At 59.2% G+C, this 16948-nt stretch carries 17 protein-coding genes and 1 pseudogene; 14 read left to right on the top strand and 4 right to left on the bottom strand.

The window, feature by feature from the left end:
• On the top strand, positions 1-693 hold the full coding sequence (locus tag HU762_RS02635) for a type 1 glutamine amidotransferase domain-containing protein (protein WP_186632503.1): 693 nt from the start codon (positions 1-3) through the stop codon (positions 691-693).
• A gap of 74 nt (positions 694-767) precedes the next feature.
• Here the strand turns inward: HU762_RS02635 and HU762_RS02630 are convergent, their stop codons facing one another.
• On the bottom strand, positions 768-1376 hold the full coding sequence (locus HU762_RS02630; RefSeq protein WP_186632500.1) for a TetR/AcrR family transcriptional regulator: 609 nt from the start codon (positions 1374-1376) through the stop codon (positions 768-770).
• A gap of 158 nt (positions 1377-1534) precedes the next feature.
• Here HU762_RS02630 and HU762_RS02625 point away from each other — a divergent pair, with 158 nt between their 5' ends.
• The 5 genes from HU762_RS02625 (at position 1535) to HU762_RS02605 (ending at position 7896) form a co-directional block, all read left to right on the top strand.
• The gene (locus HU762_RS02625; protein ID WP_186632497.1) at positions 1535-2701 is read left to right on the top strand and encodes an ATP-NAD kinase family protein; all 1167 of its coding nucleotides are present in this window, start codon (positions 1535-1537) and stop codon (positions 2699-2701) included.
• Between the two features lie 33 nt (positions 2702-2734).
• Entirely contained in the window at positions 2735-4138 is a 1404-nt protein-coding gene (gene gcvPA, locus HU762_RS02620) for an aminomethyl-transferring glycine dehydrogenase subunit GcvPA (RefSeq protein WP_186632495.1), read from the top strand.
• A complete protein-coding gene (gene gcvPB / locus HU762_RS02615) occupies positions 4135-5691 on the top strand; it encodes an aminomethyl-transferring glycine dehydrogenase subunit GcvPB (protein WP_186632492.1) in 1557 nt (518 codons plus the stop codon). The genes gcvPA and gcvPB overlap by 4 nt, the downstream gene beginning before the upstream one ends.
• A 92-nt stretch (positions 5692-5783) precedes the next feature.
• On the top strand, positions 5784-7409 hold the full coding sequence (locus HU762_RS02610; RefSeq protein WP_186632490.1) for an acyl-CoA synthetase: 1626 nt from the start codon (positions 5784-5786) through the stop codon (positions 7407-7409).
• 61 nt (positions 7410-7470) lie between these two features.
• Positions 7471-7896: a DUF1810 domain-containing protein gene (locus HU762_RS02605; RefSeq protein WP_186632487.1), complete on the top strand. Its 426-nt coding sequence runs from the start codon at positions 7471-7473 to the stop codon at positions 7894-7896.
• Positions 7897-7925: 29 nt separating this feature from the next.
• Here the strand turns inward: HU762_RS02605 and HU762_RS02600 are convergent.
• Together HU762_RS02600 and HU762_RS02595 are read right to left on the bottom strand one after the other, a co-directional pair.
• A pseudogene (locus HU762_RS02600) lies at positions 7926-8171 on the bottom strand (hypothetical protein); the annotation flags it as partial.
• Positions 8172-8201: 30 nt separating this feature from the next.
• The gene (locus HU762_RS02595; protein ID WP_186632484.1) at positions 8202-8813 is read right to left on the bottom strand and encodes a TetR family transcriptional regulator; all 612 of its coding nucleotides are present in this window, start codon (positions 8811-8813) and stop codon (positions 8202-8204) included.
• Between the two features lie 109 nt (positions 8814-8922).
• Here HU762_RS02595 and HU762_RS02590 point away from each other — a divergent pair, with 109 nt between their 5' ends.
• Positions 8923-9930 (top strand): NAD(P)-dependent oxidoreductase, encoded by a 1008-nt coding sequence (locus HU762_RS02590; RefSeq protein WP_186632481.1) that lies wholly within the window; start codon positions 8923-8925, stop codon positions 9928-9930.
• A 43-nt stretch (positions 9931-9973) separates the two neighbouring features.
• On the opposite strand, the gene HU762_RS02585 is transcribed toward HU762_RS02590, so the two are convergent.
• A complete protein-coding gene (locus tag HU762_RS02585; RefSeq protein WP_186632966.1) occupies positions 9974-10984 on the bottom strand; it encodes an NAD(P)-dependent alcohol dehydrogenase in 1011 nt (336 codons plus the stop codon).
• A 161-nt stretch (positions 10985-11145) separates the two neighbouring features.
• Between HU762_RS02585 and HU762_RS02580 the strand changes: the two genes are divergently transcribed.
• From HU762_RS02580 to HU762_RS02550, 7 genes are all read left to right on the top strand, one after another.
• Complete coding sequence (locus HU762_RS02580) at positions 11146-12060, top strand: LysR family transcriptional regulator (protein WP_186632479.1); 915 nt, start codon at positions 11146-11148, stop codon at positions 12058-12060.
• A 67-nt stretch (positions 12061-12127) separates the two neighbouring features.
• A complete protein-coding gene (locus HU762_RS02575) occupies positions 12128-12430 on the top strand; it encodes a metalloregulator ArsR/SmtB family transcription factor (RefSeq protein ID WP_186610312.1) in 303 nt (100 codons plus the stop codon).
• A gap of 62 nt (positions 12431-12492) precedes the next feature.
• Positions 12493-13467, top strand: a complete 975-nt coding sequence (locus HU762_RS02570; protein ID WP_186632477.1) for a zinc-dependent alcohol dehydrogenase family protein — start codon at positions 12493-12495, stop codon at positions 13465-13467.
• Between the two features lie 32 nt (positions 13468-13499).
• A complete protein-coding gene (locus HU762_RS02565) occupies positions 13500-13814 on the top strand; it encodes an antibiotic biosynthesis monooxygenase (protein WP_186632475.1) in 315 nt (104 codons plus the stop codon).
• A gap of 80 nt (positions 13815-13894) precedes the next feature.
• Complete coding sequence (locus tag HU762_RS02560) at positions 13895-14497, top strand: TetR/AcrR family transcriptional regulator (protein WP_186632472.1); 603 nt, start codon at positions 13895-13897, stop codon at positions 14495-14497.
• 210 nt (positions 14498-14707) lie between these two features.
• The gene (locus HU762_RS02555) at positions 14708-15391 is read left to right on the top strand and encodes a DJ-1/PfpI family protein (protein ID WP_186632963.1); all 684 of its coding nucleotides are present in this window, start codon (positions 14708-14710) and stop codon (positions 15389-15391) included.
• A gap of 128 nt (positions 15392-15519) precedes the next feature.
• Positions 15520-16659, top strand: a complete 1140-nt coding sequence (locus HU762_RS02550; RefSeq protein ID WP_186632469.1) for an alkene reductase — start codon at positions 15520-15522, stop codon at positions 16657-16659.
• Positions 16660-16948: the final 289 nt, after the last annotated feature.

Here is a 16948-nt window from a genome sequence, read left to right as displayed (position 1 = left end):
ATGAAGATTCTAATGGTCCTCACATCTCACGATCAGTTGGGCGACACCGGCCAGAAGACCGGTTTCTGGCTGGAAGAATTTGCCGCGCCCTATTACGCGTTCGTCGACGCCAGGGCCACGGTTACGCTGGCTTCTCCAAAGGGCGGCCAACCGCCGCTGGACCCCAAGAGCGATGAAGCGGATGCCCAGACCGATGCGACTCGCCGCTTCGGTGCCGATACCAAGGCCGAAGCGGCATTGGCCAATACGCTGCCACTGGGCGAGGTCGACCCCTATGACTTCGATGCCGTGTTCTATCCAGGAGGCCACGGGCCCCTTTGGGATCTCGCTGAGAACACCGATTCCAAAACTCTCATCGAAGCCTTCTATGCCTCGAACAAACCCATCGCAGCGGTTTGTCATGCCCCTGGCGTGCTGAAGAACGTCAACGCACCGGATGGCCAACCCGTGGTAAAAGGCAAAAAAGTCACCGGGTTCACCAACTCGGAGGAAGAGGCGGTGGGGCTGACGCACGTGGTGCCGTTTCTGGTGGAGGACATGCTCAAGGCCAAGGGAGGCGAGTACTCCAAAGGCGCGGACTGGGCGAGCTATGTAGTCGAGGATGGGCACCTGATCACCGGTCAGAATCCTGCCTCCTCCGAAGCCGCTGCCGAGGCGCTGCTCAAGCGGCTGAAGCAGGAACAGACGGCCTGAGTCAGCGTCGCAACTGGCGGTTGCGGATTGCCCAGGCGGCTGGGCTCTAGGTCATTCGGCTAGCCGCCATTTGTTCACGACTGATTCGCAGCATTGCCTGTCAGCAGCAATCCGGAAGCCAATGCCCGGAAACTTTCGACGGCTTTTTCCGAAGCCGCCTCTGGATCCGCGGCATGTGCGATCCACAAGGAAGCGCCAAGCAGGGCACCCATGACCAGCCGCGCCGTTGCTTCGGTGTCGACCGCGCGGATCGTTCCCTCATCGATCAGCTTTTCCAGGCTGTGCTGGGTGCTGCGAATACACGCGTTCTGGCTCGGCCATTGCGATGGATCGCCCAGCACAGCCGGCCCATCGAGGAATACCAGGCGTTGGATTTCCGGCTCCAGGGACATCTTGATATAGGCGATGGATTCATCGATGAAGCCGTCCCAGGTCGTGCTCGCTTCGTCAATGATCACCGACAAGCGCGCCATCATTTCTTCGTCGATCTGGGCGATCACCGCCTGCAGCAAACCCTTTTTGTCTCCAAAGTGATGGTACAGCGCCCCACGGGTCAGGCCCGCTTGACCGGTCAGGTCATCCATCGAACTCTCCGCATATCCCTTCGCGGCAAATGCGTCTCGCGCAGCCTTGATCAGCTTGCCACGGGTCTCTGCAATCATGTCCGCACGCTTTTGCGCCATCGGTCGTTTCCTTGAAGAAAATTTAACATTCGCTGCGCATGTGAATTGACATACAAGGCGTATGTCGTATTGTGTCTGACATACGCGGCGTATGCAATTGGCCCTGTGGGCCGGTTTTCCTGCCCTGCGGCCCGCCATTCAGCACAGGATACCGACCAATGCGTGAACAGCGCGATTTCGAAGTTTCACTTCATCCCGCCGGTTTAGAAAAAACCATCGGATTTATCGTCAACCCGGTGGCCGGCATGGGGGGAGCTGTGGGATTGAAGGGCACCGATGGTGTCGAGGTGCTGCAGGAAGCGCGCCGCCGTGGTGCGCGGCCCGTCTCAAGCGAGCGGGCTTTGCTCGCGCTTCAGCGGCTGGCGGCTTCGGCGACGTCGTTCCGACTGGTGACCGGCTCTGGGGCGCTGGGCGAAGACGTCGCTCGGGCCGCCGGTCTCGACCCACTTGTCGTCTACGCGTCTCCACAGGGCGAGAGCCGGCCCGACGACACGCGAAACGCTGCGTTGGTCATGGCTTATGCATCGGTTGACCTGCTGCTGTTTGCCGGTGGTGACGGCACGGCACGGGATGTGCTGAGCATCGTCGGGGACCGGCTGCCGATCCTCGGCATCCCCGCGGGTGTAAAGATGTATTCCGCCGTTTTCGGCACCACGGCGCAAAGCGCTGGAAATCTGGCTGCACGATTCATTGCCGCCCAACCTTCGGTACGCGTTCGCGACGCCGAGGTGATGGACATCGACGAGGCTGCAATGCGCAGCGATCAGCTCTCGGCGCGCCTTTATGGGTATGCGCGCAGCCCGCACGAGCGGCATCTGACGCAAAACGCCAAGTCAGGTTCCGTTGCCAATGAAGACATGGCGCTCGATGCCGTATCCCGGCAGGTTGTCAGGGAAATGAAACCCGGCTGCCTGTACCTGTTGGGACCGGGCACCACGACACGGCGGGTCACGGACAGACTCGGCCTGCCTTCGACGCTGCTGGGCGTAGACGCCATCATGGACGGGGCTCTGGTTGGCGCTGATCTCGATGAACATGGGTTGATCCGTCTGATGAAAGGGCGCGAAACCCACATCGTGGTTGGCGTCCTTGGCGGTCACGGCAGCCTGTTCGGCCGTGGCAATCAGCAGATCAGTGCCGAGATCATCCGCCGGGTAGGGCGTGAACGCATCATCGTCATCGCTTCAATGAACAAGCTGCTTTCCCTGGATTCCGGCTGCCTGCGGGTCGACACGGGTGACGCCGAAGTCGACGCCATGCTCAGCAGCCCTATACGCGTGCACACAGGACCTGACCGGTCCGTCTTCTTCAGGGTTCGCGCCTGATCATTTGTTTCATCCGAAAATGAGGATAACCCCATGAATCATCATGTCGCCCACCCCTACATGGCGAACTCTGTTCCCGCGCTCAAACAGGAGATGCTCGACTCGATCGGTGTCGACAGCATAGAGGATTTGTTCCGACAGATTCCCCCTGAGCACCGACTGCAACGTCCGATCGATTTGCCGCCGGCACTTAATGAAAGCGAGCTGCGCCGGCACCTGGTCAGTACGTTGTCGAAGAACAGGACCTGCGAGCAGAACCTGAATTTCCTCGGCGCCGGTTGTTGGCAGCACCACGTTCCCGCGGCGTGCGACGAGGTCGTTCGTCGCAACGAGTGGCTGACCTCAGTCTTTGGCGAGCCGAGTTCCGACCACGGTCGCAATCAGGCCTGGTTTGAATTCTGCAGCCAGCTCGGTGAATTGCTCAACATGGACCTGGTCGGTCTGCCTGTGCGCAGTTGGGGCTGTGCCGCAGGCCACGCCATCCGCATGGCCACGCGCATCACCGGGCGCAGCGAAGTGGCGGTGGTTCGTGCCATCGACCCTGAGCGATTGTCGGTCATCCGCAACTATTGCGAGCCCGTGGAGATGCCCGGCCACATCGCAGTCCAACTTATCGACTACGACCCGAACACCGGCTTGCTTGACCTGGATCACCTTCGCGCTTGCGTCGGGGCGCAAACGGCGGCTGTCTATTTCGAAACGCCGTCGTACTTCGGTGTGATCGAGCAGCAGGGCGCGGAGATCGCCGCCATCGCCCATGCCGTGGGTGCCGAAGTCATCGTCGGTGTCGATCCGATTTCCCTGGGCGTGCTCGCTGCACCGATTGATTTCGGCGCTGACATTGTAGTGGGCACTACCCAGCCGCTCGGCGTGCACATGAACTGCGGTGGCGGCGTCAGCGGCTTTATTGCCACCCGCGACGAGGAGCTGTACGCCCACCAATACCCGACGCTGTTCATCAGCATCGCCGAAACCATCGAGCCTGGTGAATTCGGTTTTGGCCTGAGCCTATTCGAACAATCGTCCTACGGCTTGCGCGACAAGGGCAACGACTGGACCGGCCACTCAGTGTACATGTGGGCCATCGCCAATGCCGTGTACATGGCGATGATGGGACCAAAAGGCTTCGAGGACGTGGGCAATCTCATCCTGCAACGTGCCCACTACGCAGCGAAGCTCCTTGGCGAAATCCCGGGCGTAAAGGTGACGTTCCCTTCCGGTTTCTTCAAAGAGTTCGTCGTGAATTTCGACGCCACTGGGTTGAGCGTCAAGGACATCAATAAGCAGCTGCTCGTACTCGGAATCTTCGGCGGCAAAGACCTGACGCAGGATTTTCCAGCGTTGGGGGCCAGCGCCCTGTACTGCGTCACCGAGATCCACACCCAGGCTGATATCCAGCGGCTAAGCACTGCACTGAAAAAGGTCATCGCACAATGAGCACGACACTCAAGCAATACCATGCGCCGGTCTGGAGCGAACCCGTCATTCTGGAAATGGGCTATCCGGGCCGTCGGGGGGTGATTTTTTCCGAGGCCGAAGCGGACATTCAGGCAGCGGTCGGCAGTGCCGGGGATTTGATTCCGGCGAACATGCGCCGCTCACGTCAGCCGGCCTTGCCGCAGATGTCGGAGCCCGAAGTGCTGTATCACTACCTACGACTGTCCCAGCAGACGCTGGGCATGATGAACATCAGCCTGTTCGGTACCTGCACCATGAAGTACAACGCCCAAATCAACGAGGCGATGGCCTGGCGTCCGGAAATCACTCATGTTCATCCGTATCAGGACGAGGACACGTTGCAAGGCGCGCTGCAAATCGTCCATGGCATGGACACCATCCTGCGCGAGTTGTCCGGCATGGATCAGTTCATCTTCCAGGCGGGCGGCGGTGCCGACGCCGCGTATACCAGTTGCGCCGTGACCCGTGCCTACCACGCGTCCCGTGGTGAACTGGAGCAACGGGACGAGATCATCACCACGATCCAGACCCACCCCAGCAGTGCCGCGACTGCCGCTGCCGCCGGGTTCAAGGTCATCACCCTGATGATCGAGGAGAACGGGTACCCATCACTCGAATCGCTCAAGGCCGCGGTGTCCAATCGCACGGCCGCGTTGATGGTGAACAATCCCGACGACATGGGCGTGTACAACCCGCACATCCGCGAGTGGGTGCAGGTGGTGCACGAAGCAGGCGGCTTGTGTTTCTACGACCACGCCAATTTCAACGGTGCGATGACCAAGATTCGTGCGCGAGAGCTGGGCTTCGACGCGTGCATGTTCATGCTGCACAAGACATTCGGCGCGCCTAAAAGTGGAGTAGGGGGACCGGCAGTGGGAGCCTATGGTTGTTCGGCGCAACTTGCACCGTTCCTGCCGGCACCGGTGGTGGACTTTGACGGTGATCGCTACAGTCTCGATTACGACCGTCCACTGAGTTCGGGCAAGATCCGCGAGTTCTGGGGCAACGTTCCGGTCATCCTCAAGGCCTATGCATGGTGCCGTTCCATGGGGGCGGACGGGATGGCAGAGGCATCGGACATCTCGGTCCTGGCCAACAACTACATGGAAAAAGGCTTGCTGGCGATACGCGGCGTAACCCGTTCCCATCCCGAAGCCACGAGCCCGAGGATGGAGATGACACGCTATAGCCTCGAGCAACTCAAGGAAGACACCGGCGTCGACGTCCACGATGTGCAGAATCGCATGAGCGATTTCGGTATTGACCCGATGTGGAGCAGCCATCACCCATGGCTGGTGCCGGAACCTTTTACGCCCGAGCCGGGCGAGATGTACGGCAAGGAGGCGCTGGACACCTGGATTGCGGTGCTCGCGCAGATATCCGACGAGGCCTACTCAAACCCGGAGATCGTCAAGACGTCACCGCATAACCAGGCGATCCACCGATTGAAAAGCGCACCGCTGGAAGACCCGGAACATTGGGCCATGACCTGGCGCGCTTACTTGCGCAAGAACAAGCAGCAGACTGCTTGAGGCGCCAGCTACGCCGTTGCAGCGGTCTCATCGATCAGGTGGGGCCGTTAGCGCCTGAACAGAGCTAACAATCAGCCATACAGGATATTCTTATGTCGATTTTCGAAACGGACCTGGCGCCCTCGGCAGTCAATCATATTGCGCTGTCCCCCCTGAGCTTCATTGAGCGCACGGCCTCTGTCTACGGTCAGTATCCGGCGGTCATCCACGGCTCGATACGCCGCAACTGGCAACACACCTACGAGCGCTGCCGCAGCCTTGCCGGTGCACTGAGCCGGCGAGGTATCGGCAAGGGCGATACGGTGGCGGTCATGCTGCCCAATATCCCGGCGATGCTCGAAGCGCATTTCGGCGTACCGATGATCGGCGCGGTCCTTAACACCCTGAATGTTCGCCTGGATGCGCAGGCCATAGCCTTCATGCTTGAACACGGCGAAGCCAAGGTGCTGATCACCGATCGGGAGTTTCACGCCGTTATTCGTGACGCCCTGAGGTTGCTCGCTCATCCGCCACTGGTGGTCGATGTGAACGATCCGGAGTTCGGCGAGGGCACCGCCGTCAGCGACCTGGACTATGAAGCGTTTCTTGCTGAAGGCAACCCTCAGTTCGCCTGGCAATGGCCTGAAGATGAATGGCAGGCCATCTCGCTCAACTACACATCTGGCACCACCGGAAATCCGAAGGGCGTCATCTACCACCATCGTGGTGCCTATCTCAATTCGCTGGGCAACCAAATGACTTGGGCGATGGGGCACCACCCGGTTTTTCTTTGGACCTTGCCGATGTTCCATTGCAACGGGTGGTGCTACCCGTGGACAGTCACCGCACTGGCTGGGACTCATGTATTTCTGCGTCGCGTTGATCCCCAAAAGATCCTTTCGTTGATCAACGAACACCGGGTCAGCCATCTATGTGGTGCGCCGATTGTCTTCAATGGGTTGGCCAACCTGCCCGAATCGGCGAAGGTCGTCCTTGATCATCCGGTTGATGCCATGCTGGCGGGCGCGGCACCGCCAGCCAAGGTTATCGGTGCGGTCGAAGAGATGGGCATCAAAGTCACCCACGTTTATGGCCTGACCGAAGTTTATGGACCGGTGACCGTGTGCGCCTGGCAAGCGCAATGGGACGAACAGCCATTGACTGAGCGTGCGAAGATCAAGTCGCGTCAAGGCGTGCGCTATCCGACCCTGGAAGGGTTGATGGTTGCCGATCCGCAAACCCTTGAGCCGGTGCCTTTCGACGGCACACGTGTTGGTGAGATCTTCATGCGCGGGAACACCGTCATGAAGGGCTACTTGAAAAATCCCAAGGCGACGCTAGAAGCGTTCGAAGGTGGCTGGTTCCATACCGGTGACCTGGCCGTTCGTCATGCTGACGGCTATATCGAAATCAAGGATCGTCTCAAGGACATCATCATTTCCGGCGGGGAGAACATTTCCACCATCGAAGTCGAGGCCGTTCTTTACCGCCACCCTGGTGTACTCGAGGCGGCCGTGGTTGCCCGGCCCGACGAAAGATGGGGTGAAACCCCTTGCGCCTACATCCATCTAAAAGCTGACTGCCAGGACACTCAGGAAGCCGACATCATCCTGTTCTGTCGTGAGCATTTGGCGGGCTTCAAGGTGCCCAGGACCGTGGTGTTCAGTGAGCTGCCGAAAACCTCGACAGGCAAGGTCCAGAAATATCTGCTGCGCGACTGGGCCGGGGCACTTCGATAAGAGCGGAGCGCGGACGGGCGTCACGCTGCCTGACGCGCTCACTGAAGCAGGAGAGCGAATCATGCAGGATACTTTCAATCTGTCCCGTTTCGTCGAGGCCCAGCGCCCGGTGTTCAGTCGAGTCATGGACGAGCTGCGCGCGGGCCGCAAGACCAGTCACTGGATGTGGTTCGTCTTTCCGCAACTCCAGGGGCTCGGACGTTCCGAAATGGCCGGACGCTTTGCGATTTCCGGCCCTGCCGAGGCTCGCGCTTATCTACAGCACGAGTTGCTCGGCCCCAGGCTGGAGGCGAGCGTTGCAGCCGTTTTGCAGCACCGAGGGGTCAGTGCCGAGCAGATATTCGGTTCGCCCGATGACCTGAAGTTTCGCTCTTGTCTTACGCTTTTCATGAATGTCCCGTCCGGATCCCCTGTGTATCAACAGGCACTCGACCAGTTTTATTCGGGGGAGCCAGACCGCAAGACCCTGCTCTTGCTTGGGCAGTAAACCTAGCCGATGTAACGCCGATCTCACGCTCAGGCTTCCCGGTCAGCCTCAAGCATCAACGGGCTTCGTGTCTTGGCAAACCACCACAGCGCGGCGGCTCCCAGGAACGTGGTCAGCACGGCCAGGATCAGGATCACCCGATGCGTGCCCAACGGCGATGCCAGCAACGCCACCAGCAAACCGGCATAGTTGTCCTTGCCGGCGTTGAACTCGCCGATCACCATGGCCGCCGAGGTTGCCAAGGTGACGCCAACGATCAGGTTGGCAGGTATTGATCAAGCTTGTTGCTACGAAAGGGGCCTTGCTCAGTTCGAACTCAAAACGCCTCGGATCAGCGAAGCGAACGCTTCAATGACTTCGTCCTCGCCATGTCGCCCCCTGACCAAGGCACCCGAAAGCGCCTCTCCCGCACCAATCAGGCCAACGCAGCAGCGCTCAAGCTCGACGGCGGGCAACGTTGCGTGAGGCGCGAGCACGGTCACGAACATCTGTACGCAGTTATCCAGCAGTTCCTGAAAAACCGCTGCCTTCTCTTCGCTGCCGGCCAGGGCAGCGCCCACCGCATGAAATTCGTCGGTATTGTCCGCAGCGCACTGGATGTAGGCACTGGCCAGGACATGAGCTGTCTCCTGCGGGCTACGCGCAGTGTTGGCCATCGCCTCACGAAAAGCGCTGACCCGCTCGGTATCGATCCACTTGTAGAGCTCGATCAGCAGGCCCGAACGGGTGCCGAAATGATCGTACACGACAGGCTTGGACACGCCAGCGCGAACGGCAAGATGGCCCAGGGTCAAGCGGTCGGCGTTCTCCTCGCGCACGATCAATAAGGCGGTGTCGAGCAACTGCTTGCGCCGTTCGGCTTTGGAAAGCCGACGGGGCGATGAATCGGTGGAGGAGGGCTCGATTTTTTTCTGCACGTTGTCGTTCCAAATCAAGAAACCTACCAATGGTAGGCAAAAGTTTGTGATGTTGTGCTAGCTTACCTACTAACAGTAGGTGTAACCCAAAAAACGAGGAGAATTTGCAATGTCACTTGATCCTATCTTGTTCATGGGCGGTTCTGGCGCCATTGGTCATCAAACCGCCCGCGCCCTGCGCGCGATCCATCCTGACGTGCCGCTGTTGATTGGCGGTCGCGATCTTGCCAAGGCCCAGCGGGCCGCCGAGCAAATGAGTGGGGCGCAGGCCGTGGTGATTGACTCCGCCGCCGAAGACCTGGGCCTCGGCGATCGCCCGATCAGCGCCGTCGTGGTTTTTTATATGGACCACGCACTTGCTGGATTACGTTATGCGCAAAAACGTCGAGTGCCGCACCTGAGCATTTCCTCCGGAGTCTTCGAGATCGCGCCGGAAATCGCAATGCATATTCACACGCCTGACGCCTCGCCTATCGTCCTCGGTTATGAATGGTTGGTGGGCGCGACGACCGTATCGGCGTTGAGCATTGCCCGGGCGTTCAGACGGGTCAACGCCATCCGTATCAACGCGTTGGTCGATGAGCAGGACACCGGCGGCCCGACCGTCGCCAGCGACTTTGAACACCTGAATAAAATGCTGCCCGCCGCAATGACGCGGCGCGACGGTGTGTTCGTCTGGCGCGAAGGAGAAGAGTCCAAGACTAGATTCCACGCGGTAGACGGCACGGAAATCGAAGCCTCTGGTTTCTCCTCCATCGACGTCGCCGGCCTGGCCGCCGCGACGGGCGCGGCTAACGTCCAGTTCAACATTGGTATTGGGGTGAGTTCAACCCGACGCCAGGGTAAACCAATGTCGACCGAGATCATCATCGAGCTCGCCGGCGAAGGCCTGAAGGGTGAACCGCTGCGCACACGTCATGCCGTGATTCACCCTGCGGGTGCGGCGGCACTGACCGGCCTCAGCGTCGCCATGCTGCTGGAGCGTCTGACTGGGTTGGATGGGTATCCACCGACTTCACCGGGGCTCCATTTTCCTTATCAATTGCTGAACGCCGATGTGTATCTGGAGCGCCTCAAGGAAGAGGGTGGGGAGTTGCGCCAGTTGCAGGTGTATTGACTTGCAAAACAACCGCCAAAAGGCGAGGGCGGCTACTGCAGTTCTACGAAACCTTGATCACCACCTTGCCAAACGCCCCACGAGCCAAGTGCTGGAAGGCCTGCTGCGCTTCTTCGAACGCATAGGTCTGCTCGATCACCGGGCGGATCGCGTGCTGGTTGAGGAATTCGTTCATGCGGTCGAACGATGAGCGAGGCGCGACCGCAATGCCGCGGATGGTGGTCTGGCGGAAGATCAGCGGCATCAGGCTCAGCGTGGTGATTTGCCCGGTCAGAAAGCCGATCTGCGCGATCTTGCCGGCGGCCTTGGTCGCCAGGATGGATTGATTCAGGCCTTCACCGCCGGCAACATCAAGCAGAAGGTCCACGCCCTTGCCGTCGGTCAGTTTCAGCACTTGTTCTTCCCAGCGTGGGAAGGTCCGATAGTTCACGCCGGCGACAGCGCCGAGCTTCTTCACCGCTTGCAGATTTTCGTCACTGCTTGAGGTGACGATAACCTTGGCGCCAAGCGCGGTCGCCAGCTGCACCGCGAAAATCGAGACGCCCCCGGTCCCCTGTACGAGGACTGTCTGACCTGGCTGAATCTGGCCATAATCCACCAACGAATACCAAGCCGTCAGCGCTGCAATCGGCAAGGTCGACGCTTCTTCATCCGACATGTTATCTGGCGCCCGAACGGCACTTTCTTCGTGAATGATCATGTACTCGGCCAAGCCGCCTGGGAGCGGCATGCCCAAGCAGTAGGCAGGCTCGTTCGGGCCAGGCTCGCCATCGATCCAGCTCGAATACAGATGCGAGTTAACGCGGTCACCCACCTTGAAGCGGCTGACGCCTTCGCCGACCGCGACCACGGTCCCTGCTGCGTCACTCACCGGGATCAACGGCTTGGGCACCAGATGGGGTTCGTAAATACCATCGATGATCGCTTTGTCACGAAAATTCAGGGAGACCGAGCCAATTTTCACCAACAACTCGCCGACCTTGGGTACAGGGGTGGGAGTTTCATCCAGTACAAGATTGTCGAGACCAAAATCTTTCAGAAGCCACGCTTTCATTTGTCTTTCTCCAGAGGGACAGGAACCAACTGGCGACAGTGTTGCGCAGGGGAGGGGCGCAATAAATGCGCGGACAGGCACAAGATTGGTATGTCTTATGGCAATAGTTTTGCTAAAACTTGTCGTTCTGGCGTTAACAATCAACAACAGAAAGAGGTCCCATGGAGTTGCTTCAGTCAATGCAGGTGTTCGCCAGGCTGGCCGAACTCGGCAGCTTCACCCGAACGGCAGACGCCTTGCAGCTAGGCCGCCCCCAAGTCAGTCGTGCGATTCAAGAGCTGGAGACTTCGTTAGGCGTGCGGCTATTCCAGCGAACCACGCGAAAGGTGCGGCTCACTTCTGAAGGTGAGCGCTTTTACGAGCGAGTGAAAGGCATTCTTGGCGACGTTGCGCAGGCCACTTCGATGTTTGGGCTGCCAGGCTCGGCGATGCGCGGACGGCTACGTGTCGACATCCCGACAGCTTTTTCCCAGCCGGCGCTCATCGAGAGCTTCAGGGATTTCACCACGCGATACCCGGCCATCGAGCTGGCACTTGGCGTGACGGATAGGACAGTGGACTTGGTGGCGGAGGGCGTGGACTGCGCGCTGCGTATCGGCGATCTGCCCGATTCGAGTCTCGTCGCCCGTAGCATCGGCCACGCCACGATGATCACTTGCGCTGCGCCCAGATACCTTCAGGAGCATGGAGAACCCAAGACGCTTGATGACCTGAGCGCGCACCGTGGCGTCACGTTTCTCTCCGGCCAGAACCAGCGCCCGTTGCCTTGGCAGTTTATCGATGGTGCTAGCGAGCGAGCCTACGTCAGTCGCCATGGCATCACAGTCAACGAGTCCAACGCCTATGTGGAATGCGGCGTTGCCGGCTTCGGCATTCTGCAAGCGCCTGGCATTACCCTTGACCGTTACCTTGCTGACGGTTCATTGGTCGAGGTGCTTCGGCGCTATCGACCTCGTCCTAGACCTGTATCGGTCTTGTATCCGAGCAGGTCTCACCTGGCCCCGCAAGTTCAAGCGTTTATCGAGTGGATGCGCGTGCAATTACCTCAGCTCTTTGGGCAGTGGCTGGAGAGATAGCAGGCTGGCCAGAAACTGAATTGACGTTGCGTATTGACATATCGAAAAATCTCGATATCCTCGGGGTATGGAACTGATCGAAATATTCAAAGCCCTCTCGAATCCTACACGCCTTGAAATCTTGAAAGGCTTGAAGGATCCCGCAAAGAACTTCCCTCCGCAGGATGAGGGTGACGTTCTCACGGTGGGAGTCTGCGTCAGCAGTATTCAAGAAGGCATCGGACTCTCGCAGTCAACGGTGTCGGGTTATCTGGCCACGTTGCAACGAGTGGGCCTGGTAGAGGTCAGGCGCATCGGTCAGTGGACTTACTACAAACGGAATGAAGCAACCATCAGCGCCCTGGCCGAGATCATTGGAAAAGAGCTGTAATTTTTTACCGCAGCATATCGAGATATCTCGATATCCCTTTTTGTAGATATGAGGAGATACCCATGAAAGCGATGATCCTGAAATCATTTGGCGGCCCTGAATCGTTCGAGCTCAGCGACGTGCCCAAGCCCGTGCCCCAGTCGGGACAAGTCCTGGTCCGAGTCCACGCAACCTCCATCAACCCATTGGATTTCCAGGTCCGACGGGGTGATTACGCCGACCTAGTGCCACTGCCGGCGATTACCGGCCACGACGTATCTGGCGTTGTCGAAGCCGTTGGGCCGGGTGTGACGGCCTTCGTTCCAGGAGACGAAGTCTGGTACACCCCGCAAATATTTGATGGGCCAGGAAGCTATGCCGAGTACCACGTCGCTGCCGAAAGCATCGTCGGGAAGAAACCCGCCTCGCTGAGCCATCTTGAGGCGGCGAGCCTGACCTTGGTTGGCGGCACGGCGTGGGAAGCATTGGTCGTGCGTGCAGCCCTCAAAGTGGGCGAGAGCATTCTGATACACGGCGGCGCGGGGGGCGTCGGTCATGTAGCGATCCAGTTGGCGAAGGCCATTGGAGCGCGGGTCTTCACGACGGTGCGAGAAGTGAACTTTGAATTCGCACGAAGCATGGGTGCCGATGTGCTCATCGACTACGAAAAGGAGGATTACGTCGACGCCATCAATCGGGAAACCAATGGCCGCGGCGTCGATGTGGTGTTTGACACCATCGGCGGCAACACATTATCCCGCAGCCCCGACGCCCTCGCTCAACTTGGCCGGGTTGTCAGCATCGTGGACATTGCCCAGCCACAAAACGTTATCCAGGCCTGCGGCAAGAACGCGAGTTATCACTTCGTTTTCACTCGACAAAACCGCGGCAAGCTGGACGAGTTGAGCACCCTGATAGAGCGCGGTCAGCTGCGCCCGCACGTCGGCGCCGTCTATTCACTCGCCGACCTCGCGCTCGCCCATGCGCGGCTGGAGAGCCCCAACAATGGTCTCCAAGGAAAAATCGCGATTGCAGTCGAGCCATCGCTCATCCCGTGAGTGCGCAGTCACAATCAATCTGGAGAAACGCCATGATCTACGAGATCGCTCTGCTGCCCATTCACAAAGAACGCATTGAATCGTTCAAAGGTGCATTTGCCGAGGTCGCTCCCTTGCTTACCCGCGCAAAGGGTTACTGCGGTCATTTGCTGGCGCAAGGGATTGAAACGCCCGAGCAATTCAATCTGATCGTGCGATGGCAATCGCTTGAGGACCACACGCCAGGTTTTGAAGAGAGTGAAGACCATCGGGTGTTCATGATGGGCTTGGAGGAATATTTTTCCGAAGAGCCGACGGTCTACCATATTGAGGAGGCGGCGTTTTCGGATCTCGCGCCTTTCCCCTGATCGCCCTGTCGGGGCCAAGTGGAGGAGGGCGCTTGAGCCCCTAGTAGACTGATCGTCTAGTAAAGAATAAGATGCCGCCCATGAGCCGTCCAAAGACCCGCGAAACCACCGACGTCCGCCAGGAAATCCTCGATGTAGGCCAACGAATCATGGCCGCGAAAGGATATTCCGCCGTGGGCTTGAATGAAATCCTGGCCACCGCTGGTGTGCCGAAAGGGTCGTTTTACCATTACTTTGGTTCAAAGGACGCTTTCGGCGAGGCGCTGCTGGAAAGCTATTTCGAGGCCTATCTGGCCGAGCTGGATGAAGTCCTTGCGCTGCCTGGCCTGACCATGGCCCAGCGCCTGATGAAATACTGGGACATCTGGCAGCAAACCCAATCGTTCCAGGACTGCCAGGGTAAATGCCTGGCGGTGAAACTGGGCGTGGAGGTGGCCGACCTTTCGGAGACGATGCGCGCAGTGCTCAAGCGAGGTACGTCGGGTATTACCGACCGCATTGCGCAGGCGATCGAGACCGGCGTCGCGCAAGGGTCACTGACAACCGCCGGGGAGCCCCATGCGGTCGCGCAGAGCCTCTATCAATTGTGGGTCGGCGCCAGTGTCATGGTGAAAATCACCAAGAGTGTCCAGCCCTTTGAGACGGCGATGTCGACGACGCGTCAGATTCTCAACCTTTCCTGATCCCTGTGGGCGGGCCGCGTTCCTCGCGGTCCCGATACACCTTCAGAACCTCCAGTAAAGCGATCGAAAAAAAACCAAAAGAGAACTAGACGACTGGTCTAATTGTTATTAAGGTAGCCACACGTCAAGACGGCCCAGCAACTTTCGATCCGTCCCGATAGTAGACGACCAGTCTAATAAACTCTTTATCTGAAATTGGAAAATCCAAAAATTAAAATTCTCATGGTACTGACTTCCCACGACACTCTTGGTGACACCGGCCGTAAAACCGGCTTCTGGCTCGAAGAATTGGCGGCGCCTTACTACGCGTTCCTGGACGCCAACGCTGAGGTCGTCCTGGCTTCGCCGAAAGGAGGGCAGCCGCCGCTTGATCCGAAGAGTAACGAGCCTTCGTTTCAGACTGAGCTGACTCGCCGTTTCGAGGCTGACAGCGCAGCCACCGCATTGCTCGCCAGCACCGTGCGTCTGGACAGTGTCTCGCCAGACGATTTCGATGCTGTCTTCTATCCGGGTGGTCACGGCCCGCTGTGGGATCTGGCGGAGGATCCGGTCTCGATCCAGTTGATCGAGTCCTTCCAATCCGCCGGCAAACCCGCGGCGTTGGTATGCCACGCACCTGGCGTGCTCCGCCACGTCAAGAAGCCTGACGGCACTCCGCTGGTCCAGGGCAAAAAAGTCGCCGGCTTTACCAATTCTGAAGAAGAGGCAGTGGGCCTGACCGACGTAGTGCCGTTCCTGGTGGAGGACATGCTCAAGGCCAACGGCGGCGTTTATTCCAAAGGCGCTGACTGGTCTTCCTACGTGGTTCGGGACGGCCTGCTGATCACCGGTCAAAACCCGGGTTCGTCAAGCGAAGCCGCGACGGCGCTGATAGACCTGCTCGACAACGTCTGAAGAAACGCCCTTAGGCGGGGCCGGGCCGCGAAAGCTCGGCCCATAGCCTCGACAAATACCTCAACTGTAGATATTCCAGCCTGGGCGGTCTTCGAGCCGCCGAGACTGACGCACCCAGGAAGCGAATCATGAAACACCGCTCGCTGTTCGAGCCCACTTCAATGGGCGCCATCACCCTGAAAAACCGCATCGTCATGCCGCCGCTTACCCGCCAGCGCAGTAGCCAGCCCGGCGACGTACCGACGCCCCTTATGGCGCGCTATTACCAGCAGCGTGCCAGCGCTGGCTTGATCATCAGCGAAGGCACCCAGATCGAACCCCGCGGCAAGGGCTATGCCTGGACGCCGGGCATCCACAGCCAAGCGCAGATCGATGGCTGGCGCACCGTGACCGAGGCCGTGCACGCTGAAAGCGGGGTGATTTTTGCCCAGCTGTGGCATGTCGGCCGCGTCTCCCATCACGCACTACAACCGGACAATGCCGCTCCCATCGCGCCGTCGGCGGTCCAGGCGCAGAAAGCCAAGGCTTTTATCGAAACCGGCCCAGGCACCGGCACGCTGGTCGAGCCGTCCATCCCCCGAGAGCTGAGCGTTGCCGAAATCAAGGTGCTGGTCGAACTCTACGCCCAGGCCGCGCGCAACGCCTTGAGCGCCGGGTTCGATGGCGTCGAAATCCACTCGGCCAACGGCTACCTGGTCAACCAGTTCATTTCCGCCCATGCCAACCAGCGCACCGATGAATACGGTGGTTCGCTGCACAATCGCCTGCGTTTCTTGCGTGAGGTCGTGCAAGCCGTCAGCGCGGTGGTCGGGTCCGATCGCCTGGGTGTGCGCTTCTCGCCGCTGTTCTCAAGCACCGAGGAAGACCGCGTCTACATCGGCTTCGTCGAGGACGACACGCATCAGACGTACATCGAAGCCATCAAGGTGCTTGAGCAAGAGGGCGTTGCCTACCTGTCCATCGCCGAAGCCGATTGGCCGAACGCTCCGGACCTGCCCGAAGCGTTTCGCCGTGAGGTAAGAAGTACCTTCACCGGACGGATTATCTATGCCGGGTTGTACACCGCCACCCGCGCGGCGCGCCTGATCGAGTCAGGCATGGCCGATCTGGTTGCGTTCGGTCGGCCATTTATCGCCAACCCCGACTTGCCACGGCGCATCGCCAATGGCTGGCCGTTGAATACCCTGAACACCGTGGGGCTGTACGGCGGCGATGAACAAGGGTTCACGGATTACCCGCGATATTTCCCGGGCAAAGCCCACGCTTGATTGGATCACTACTTTTCCCGACAGGGCAGCGCCGCGTTGCACGCGGATATCGAAAAAACATTGGATCCTAAAGGCAGGGAAGCAGCACCTCGGCGGGCCTGGAAGCGTTGATTTACCCGGCTTCGTGCGGAGCTTGTCATGCTGCGACGGGTTTTCCCGAGCGTTGGCGGTATCTGGCGGATACAGCTTGGTTGCCTTATTGTGCAAAGCAATAAACCGTTTGTCGGTTCTGTCTCTTGGCGCCTGGCTCTCCATTAGGCCGACCTCGCTGGATTTCCGAGAGCGTAAT

It is taken from the genome of Pseudomonas sp. SWRI92 (genome assembly GCF_014268685.1).
Classification (GTDB): domain Bacteria; phylum Pseudomonadota; class Gammaproteobacteria; order Pseudomonadales; family Pseudomonadaceae; genus Aquipseudomonas; species Aquipseudomonas marvdashtae.
Note: the sequence above shows the minus strand (reverse complement) of the source record. Positions and strands in the feature narration are given on the sequence as shown.

Excerpts from the sequence above, each read along its gene's own strand:
- HU762_RS02635 (WP_186632503.1), top strand. The coding sequence starts at position 1 with ATGAAGATTCTAATGGTCCTCACATCTCACGATCAGTTGGGCGACACC.
- HU762_RS02630 (WP_186632500.1), bottom strand. The coding sequence starts at position 1,376 with ATGGCGCAAAAGCGTGCGGACATGATTGCAGAGACCCGTGGCAAGCTG.
- HU762_RS02625 (WP_186632497.1), top strand. The coding sequence starts at position 1,535 with ATGCGTGAACAGCGCGATTTCGAAGTTTCACTTCATCCCGCCGGTTTA.
- gcvPA (WP_186632495.1), top strand. The coding sequence starts at position 2,735 with ATGAATCATCATGTCGCCCACCCCTACATGGCGAACTCTGTTCCCGCG.
- gcvPB (WP_186632492.1), top strand. The coding sequence starts at position 4,135 with ATGAGCACGACACTCAAGCAATACCATGCGCCGGTCTGGAGCGAACCC.
- HU762_RS02610 (WP_186632490.1), top strand. The coding sequence starts at position 5,784 with ATGTCGATTTTCGAAACGGACCTGGCGCCCTCGGCAGTCAATCATATT.
- HU762_RS02605 (WP_186632487.1), top strand. The coding sequence starts at position 7,471 with ATGCAGGATACTTTCAATCTGTCCCGTTTCGTCGAGGCCCAGCGCCCG.
- HU762_RS02590 (WP_186632481.1), top strand. The coding sequence starts at position 8,923 with ATGTCACTTGATCCTATCTTGTTCATGGGCGGTTCTGGCGCCATTGGT.
- HU762_RS02585 (WP_186632966.1), bottom strand. The coding sequence starts at position 10,984 with ATGAAAGCGTGGCTTCTGAAAGATTTTGGTCTCGACAATCTTGTACTG.
- HU762_RS02580 (WP_186632479.1), top strand. The coding sequence starts at position 11,146 with ATGGAGTTGCTTCAGTCAATGCAGGTGTTCGCCAGGCTGGCCGAACTC.
- HU762_RS02575 (WP_186610312.1), top strand. The coding sequence starts at position 12,128 with ATGGAACTGATCGAAATATTCAAAGCCCTCTCGAATCCTACACGCCTT.
- HU762_RS02570 (WP_186632477.1), top strand. The coding sequence starts at position 12,493 with ATGAAAGCGATGATCCTGAAATCATTTGGCGGCCCTGAATCGTTCGAG.
- HU762_RS02565 (WP_186632475.1), top strand. The coding sequence starts at position 13,500 with ATGATCTACGAGATCGCTCTGCTGCCCATTCACAAAGAACGCATTGAA.
- HU762_RS02560 (WP_186632472.1), top strand. The coding sequence starts at position 13,895 with ATGAGCCGTCCAAAGACCCGCGAAACCACCGACGTCCGCCAGGAAATC.
- HU762_RS02550 (WP_186632469.1), top strand. The coding sequence starts at position 15,520 with ATGAAACACCGCTCGCTGTTCGAGCCCACTTCAATGGGCGCCATCACC.